Annotated in this window: 4 protein-coding genes and 2 pseudogenes; 4 read left to right on the forward strand and 2 right to left on the reverse strand. The window is 70.1% G+C overall.

What is annotated here, in order from left to right:
• Positions 1–284 precede the first annotated feature (284 nt).
• From VS93_RS32230 to VS93_RS32705, 4 genes and pseudogenes are all read left to right on the forward strand, one after another.
• Positions 285–1403 carry a GNAT family N-acetyltransferase gene (locus tag VS93_RS32230; RefSeq protein WP_236700739.1) on the forward strand — a complete coding sequence of 373 codons (1119 nt, stop codon included), beginning with the start codon at positions 285–287 and terminating at the stop codon, positions 1401–1403.
• Positions 1400–2941: an acetate--CoA ligase family protein gene (locus tag VS93_RS32235; RefSeq protein ID WP_236700740.1), complete on the forward strand. Its 1542-nt coding sequence runs from the start codon at positions 1400–1402 to the stop codon at positions 2939–2941. Before VS93_RS32230 ends, VS93_RS32235 begins: the two co-directional genes overlap by 4 nt.
• Positions 2942–4282: 1341 nt before the next feature.
• Positions 4283–4381 (forward strand): universal stress protein, encoded by a 99-nt coding sequence (locus VS93_RS32700; protein ID WP_269082892.1) that lies wholly within the window; start codon positions 4283–4285, stop codon positions 4379–4381.
• A gap of 65 nt (positions 4382–4446) precedes the next feature.
• Positions 4447–4593, forward strand: a pseudogene (locus tag VS93_RS32705) (hypothetical protein); the annotation flags it as partial.
• A 322-nt stretch (positions 4594–4915) separates the two neighbouring features.
• Here VS93_RS32705 and VS93_RS25615 read toward each other — a convergent pair.
• Positions 4916–5830: a nicotinate phosphoribosyltransferase gene (locus VS93_RS25615; protein WP_201776762.1), complete on the reverse strand. Its 915-nt coding sequence runs from the start codon at positions 5828–5830 to the stop codon at positions 4916–4918.
• Between the two features lie 122 nt (positions 5831–5952).
• Positions 5953–6273: pseudogene (locus VS93_RS33605) on the reverse strand (nicotinate phosphoribosyltransferase); the annotation flags it as partial.
• Positions 6274–6533: the final 260 nt, after the last annotated feature.

The following is a 6533-nucleotide window of genomic DNA, read 5'->3' on the forward strand; positions in this document are numbered from 1 at the left end:
TCCCCATGACACTCGGGCCTGGCCGCATGGCGTGGTCTGTGACCGAACGTGTACTGGCCGGTGAGGAAGCATTCACGCTGAGGCGGGTACTGATTCGCAGGCATCCGCTGGCTGACTGGTGACACTGGCGGATGGATCCAAAGACCGGGTACCCGGCGACTTTGGACTCGGGGGCACGCCGCGAACATCGGTCAGGCTGGGAAGGGACACGTGGGGAAACGGAGCGCACTTCTGATCTCTCCACATATCTCCACCTCATGCTTTCGAAGAGAGGGTGGCCGACCATGGCCGCTGAACCCGGCGCCGATGTCGCCCACGCGCTGCTGACCGATGGCGCCATTGTGGTGATCCGGCCCGCCCGTGCTGAGGACGCACCGGAGGTCCGCAGGATGCACGAGGCCATGTCGTCCGAGAGCCAACGGATGCGTTTCTTCGTCCCGAGTGCCGTGGTAGCCGGCCAGGTCGCGGAGCGGGTGTGCGCGGTACAGGACGCCGATCGCAGGGCGCTCCTCGCCGTGCTCGATGGCGAGATCGTCGGGATGGCGAGCTATGACGCCACCGGCGGTCCCGGCGCCGCCGAGGTGGCCCTGGCCGTCGCCGACCACGTCCGCGGCCGGGGGGTGGGCACCCTGCTGCTGGAGCACCTGGCGTCGCTGGCCAGAGAGAACGGGATCGCGGCCTTCACCGCCGAGGTACTGGCGTCCAACTACGAGATGCAGCGGGTGTTCACCGACGCGGGGATGCGGCTACGTCAGCGAACCGAGGCCGGTGTGGTGGAGATGGTGATCCCACTCGACCAGGACGACCACTACCTCGACGCCGTCGGTCGACGAGAGAGCCGGGCAGAGCGGGAGAGCCTGAACAGGATGCTGCGCCCTGGGGTCGTGGCCGTCATCGGCGGTACACGGCGCGCCGTCTCGGTAGGCAATGCGATCCTGCGCAACATCTGCGCCAGCGGTTACACCGGCCACCTCCACGCGGTCCATCCGCGTGCCACCGGCGTGGTTGCCTACCATTCTGTGGCCGAGCTGCCCGAGACACCGGATCTGGCGGTGATCGCGGTACCGCCGGACTCCGTCCTCGAGGTCGCGGTGGCCTGCGGTGAGCGAGGTGTGGGCGCGCTCGTCGCCATCACCTCCGGACTCGCTCCGCAGGCCGGTCGGGAGCTGCTCACGGTGTGCCGTGAACACGGCATGCGGCTGGTGGGGCCCAACTGCTTCGGGATCGCGAACATGGAGGCGGGCGTGGGGCTGCACGCCACATTCGCCGCGCGCCCACCCGCCCGCGGACAAGCGGGCGTCGTCGTGCAGTCGGGCGGGGTCGGCGTAATGCTGCCTGAGCGCCTCTCGCGCTTGGGGTCGGTGTCTCCTCCTTCGTCTCTGCGGGCGACAAGCTCGACGTGAGCAGCAACGACCTGCTGATGTGGTGGGAGTCCGATGCGGAGACCGCCATGGCGCTCGTGCACGTGGAGTCCTTCGGTAACCCGCGCAAGTTCTCCCAGCTCGCCCGACGGCTGGGCAGGAGGATGCCCATCCTTACAGTGCATGCGGGGCGCTCGGCGGCCGGGCAGCGCGCGGCGGCTTCCCATACGGCCGCCGCGGTCACGCCGGCCCTGACCACCGAGGCGCTCTTCCGGCAGGCCGGGGTTACCGCGACGCGCGGGATCGGGGAGCTCGTCGGCACCGCTGCCCTCCTGGCCCACCAGCCGCTTCCGGCCGGGCCGCGTGTCGCCATCGTCACCAATGCGGGAGGCACCGGCGTGCTGGCCGCCGACGCCTGCGCCGACGCCGGGCTGGAGGTCTGCGAGCTCAGCCCCGAAACCAGCCGTGAATTCGAATGGCACCTTCCCGCCGGCGCGGCGTGCGCCAACCCCGTCGACACCACGCCCTCGGTCCGGAGCGACCAGCTGCGCGCCTGCCTGGAATCCCTCTCCGCGGCACCGGAGGTCGACGCGATCATCGCGATCATGGTGCCCACCGCTCTCACCCAGCCGGAGTCGGCGATCCTCCCGACGGCCCGCGCCACACCGGTGATCGCCGTCTCACCGGACCAGGCCGAGAGCGTGACCACCGTGCGTATGGGCGAGCACGCCGTGACGCCCTGCTACGGCAGCCCCGAAGGAGCCGCCGCCGCACTGGGACACGCTTGGGAACGGGCCCGATGGTTGGTACGCCCGGCCGGCAGCAAACCGGACCTCCCTGGCCTGGCGACACACCGCGTCGGCAGGATCGTGCGTGACTTCCTCGCGCGGTCCCCGGAGGGCGGGTGGCTGCCGCTGGAACAGGCGATGGAGCTGCTGGAGTGCTACGCCATCCCGGTGGCGCCGTGGCGGCGGGTCGGCAGCGCCGATGAGGCCGCGCGGGCCGCGGCGGCGCTCGGTGGGCCGGTAGCGGTGAAGGCGGATTTGGCGGGTGTGGTCCACAAGAAGCGGGCGGGCGCGCTGCGCCTCGATCTCTCCGGCGACGAGGAGGTACGTGAGGCCTACGACGCTGTAGCCGGCCGGTTCGAAGGAGACCTGCGCGGAGTCCTAGTGCAGGCAATGGCGCCGCGCGGGTTCGAAGTGCTGTTCGGGGTGACACAGCAGCCGGTGTTCGGTCCTCTGATCGTGTGCGGGCTCGGCGGGACCTACACCGATGCGTTGCGAACCCGCGCGGCTCGCCTCGCCCCGCTCACCGACCTCGACGCGGCGGAGCTCGTTCGCTCGGTGCGGGCACTACGGGAACTTGGCGAGCACAGCGGTGATGAGGCCGTGAACCTCGCCTCACTGGAGGACGTGGCGCTTCGCCTCTCGCGTGTGGTCGAAGACCTGCCGGAGGTGGCGGAGCTCGACATGAACCCGCTCATGGCCGGACCCTCCGGAGTGACGTGTGTCGACACGCGCGTCCGGCTGACAATCCGCCCACACGGTGACCCCTACCTGCGGGCATTGCGCTTCCCATAAGAGAGCCGGCATGGCGGCCGGCCTTTCCGGAACCGCTGCCGTCGCAGTGCCGCTCCTGAGAGCGACGCTGGGGAACCAGTGGCTGGACCGGGCTCCTGCCTCCTCGAAGCCAAACGCCAGCCGCGAGGCGAGGACGGGAGGAGCGCGACCGTTGCGGCCTCCCTGGTTCCCGCTGGCCACGGCGCGTGAACGCGCAGCGATAGGGACGAAGGTCGGAGACCAACGCCTGTGAAACGCGGCTGAAGCCGGGACGAAGGGCGCCCGGAGGGGGGCATGTCGACACTGACGGGCCGGCGCAGACTCTGGCCAGAATGATTCAGAGAACAGCAGGTCATCGACCGGAATCCGATCCTGCGGCGAGGAGGGGACATGAGCGGTCAGAACCCGTGGTGGGATCCGCGCATCGCCATTGTCCCCTCCACAGGGATTGGCGTTGCGGCCCTCGCGCACGTAGCGGATCGGCTCGCGACGGTCGATCGCTACTCGCGCTGGCCCGTAACCGACGTGCGCGCCACCGTGCAACGGAGACCGGTGACCGGCTACGGGGAGATGGTCCGAATCGTCGCCTCGGTCGGCACTGCGGCCGGTACCGTGCGTGTCCGCGCGGATGGTGACTGCGTCTGCACCGCCGTGGACAAGGCACGTGACCGGCTGTGCCTGCAACTCGCAAGGCACGACGCGAGAGACGAACAACCGCGCTCCCGGTGGCGGCGCCTGCGGTCCCGAATGCCGTGGCCACCGCGAATCCGGCCACCGTCGAACAGCGTGGCGGTTCGTACATGAGGCGGGTTGGAGCTCTCGACTGACGAAATAGGGCAGCGCAGTGACATCTGAGAACGTCGAAAACGCGGAGAGTGCAGTCCCCGAAACTGGGCCTCCCACCGAACGCGAGGTGGTGGTCGGGGTGGACGGCTCCCGTTAAGCCAGGTCGCGCTCGACTGGGCGGCGGGGCGGCCCGCAGGCGCGGGACCGGACTACAGATCCTGCACGCACTCAGCATGCCCCTGATCACCGTGCCCTTCAGAGCACCGATCAGAATGGTGCCTACACCAGAGCTGGCGGACCGGGCGGCGGTCGTGCTCGCCAAGGCGGTCGAGCATGTTGAGAAGACGGCGCCGGAGTTGGCGGTGCGAACGCACGTGTCATCACTTGAGCCGGCTCCTGCCCTGCTCGACGCGTCGAACACGCGGAGCTCGTTGTTGTCGGCTCACGTGGGCTCAGCGGGCGGGCTCGGTGTTCCTGGGGTCAGTGAGCGTGCGCGTCTCCGCTCACGTTTCCTGCCCCGTTGCCGTGGTGCCACCCGGAGACGAACGACGACACCGGGAGCGCCGGCGTGTGGTAGTGGGCGTTGACGATTCCATGCACTCCAGGGCGGCGCTGCGGTTCGCGTTGGAGGAGGCAGCCGGACTCGACGCGGAGCTCACCGTTGTGCATGCCTAGCAGGTGCCCGTGTCGCTGGATACGCTGGGGTGGGCGCGGCGAACTACATGGTCGGCCGTGAGAGCATGGCAATCCACGCCGATAAGCGGGTTCGTGCCCTGGTCGATGAGGCAAGATCAGGGCGGCCTGGTCGGCCGTCGGTGCATGTGGTGGTCGTGGAGGACAATCCGGCGCACACGTTGCTCACTGAGAGCAGAAACAAGGCCCCGATCGTTGTCGGTTCCCGCGGCCGCGGTGGTTTCCGTGGGCTGCTGCTCGGCTCAGTGGATCAGGCGGGTGCTGCACCATGCCTCGGTGCCGGTGATTGTCGTGCGCACGGGCACGAAGCACGCACCCGACCAAGGCGCGACCGACTCCCTTCCCGACCTCTGCCCCGGAATGGCTGTCAGGGCGCGGTGGAAGCACCCCACCTGCTTCACACGCCGGGTCCACAGGCAGGGGATGGGCAGCCGCCGCGCGTCGGGCATGCGGCGCATCACCATAAGGTGCCCGACCGGCGCGCTACCGTGAGGACGAGCGAGCGGGCCGCCGGGCTCAGTCGCGCGGTGGGACGACCGGATCCTCGATCGGCCCGGCCACGTGCTGCGAGAGCCGCGTCCGCACCTGTGTGTACTGCTCGTGCAGGGGCCGACTCCATTCGACGGTGGTCGGCGCCGGATCCCGCAGTGCGCGGGTCGCCGGTGGCAGCCAGGCGGCGTCGGCGCGCAGGCGGTCGCGGGCGGCCTGCCAGTTCTCCGCGCTGCTCAGCCGCTCGCCCGCGCGCATGGCCGGGCGCAGCAGCGGTTCCCAGCCCGGGGGAGGGGGCTCGTGGCGCAGGCAGAGGCGGTCGCCGTGCGGGCCGCGGAACACCTGTTTGGCGCCGGGCGGGAAGACCTTGCCCGACGACAGTTTCATGACCGGCCGGCCGTCGAACTCCACGAGCTTGTAGGCGGAGTCCAGGTACGGCGCGTCGGCCGACACGCCGACCTTGGTTCCCACCCCGTAGGCGTCGATCGGAGCTTTGGCCCGGACGTGCTCGTCGATGGCGTACTCGTCGAGTCCGCCGCTGGCGAAGATCCGAGCCCGGGGCAGGCCGGCCGCGTCGAGCTCGGCCCGGGCCAGCATGGACAGCTCGGTCATGTCCCCCGAGTCCAGCCGGACCCCGAACCGGTCACCCAGGCCGAGCCGCCGCGCCACGCTGATCGCCGTGCGCACGCCGCCCATCGTGTCGTAGGTGTCGACGAGAAAGGTCGCGCGGTCGGGGAACTGGTCGACGAAGCGGGTGAACGCCTCCTCCTCGGTCGCGAACGCCTCGACGAAGGAGTGCGCCATGGTGCCCACGGTCGGCAGCCCGAACCGGCGGGCGGCCTCGACGTTGCTCGTGCCGGCGAAGCCCGCGATCGCGCAGGCCCGGGCGACCGACATTCCCGCGTCGATCCCTTGCGTGCGGCGGAACGAGAAGTCGACCACGTCGCTCCGTCCGCCGCCTGGACGCACCGGAACGCCTTGGTCGCCACGCTGGTGTGGAAGGTCATGTGGTTCAGCAGCGCGGTCTCGACGAGCTGCGCCTCGGGCAGGGGAGCGCTGACCTCCAGCAGCGGCTCTCCGGCGAACACCACGCGCCCCTCGGGCACCGCCCAGGCATCGCCGGTGAAGCGCAGATCGGCCAACCCCGCCACGGTCGCGTCATCGAGCCCGAGAACGGTGGAGGCGTAGTCCAGATCCTCATCGTCGAACCGGAAGGCTTCGAGGAAGCGCAGGCAGTCCTCCAGTCCCGCGGCGACGAGGAAGCCGCGCGCCGTTGGCAGCTTCCGCGCGAAAAGGCTGAACGTGGCCGGTGCGCGCATGTTCCGACGCAGGTAGACGGCCGTCATGGTGAGTTCGTAGAGATCCGTGGTCAGGCCGAGCCCCATGTCCGCCTCCTCATCCCAGTATCCCCGTTTCCAAGTCGGGACGGCCGGTCCCGCCAGGGCCGTGCGACACCTTCCCGGCCCCGGCGTGGCGCCGCCCTGGGCGTAGCCAGCGGGGATGTGCGTCGTGGCCGGTGGCCGACCCTGAGGAGGCCGCGCGCTTCCTTGGTCGGCTATCCCGGATGCGGCATCCAGAATCGCAGCTTTCCACCGGAACGCGCGGAGCAGAGGCGGGCCTGTCCGCGTGCCGTGTCCGCGGGCCC

Source organism: Allosalinactinospora lopnorensis (assembly GCF_000981225.1).
Classification (GTDB): domain Bacteria; phylum Actinomycetota; class Actinomycetes; order Streptosporangiales; family Streptosporangiaceae; genus Allosalinactinospora; species Allosalinactinospora lopnorensis.

What these genes read in the sequence shown, in the direction of transcription:
- VS93_RS32230 (WP_236700739.1), top strand. Translation starts at nt 285, where the DNA reads ATGGCCGCTGAACCCGGCGCCGATGTCGCCCACGCGCTGCTGACCGAT.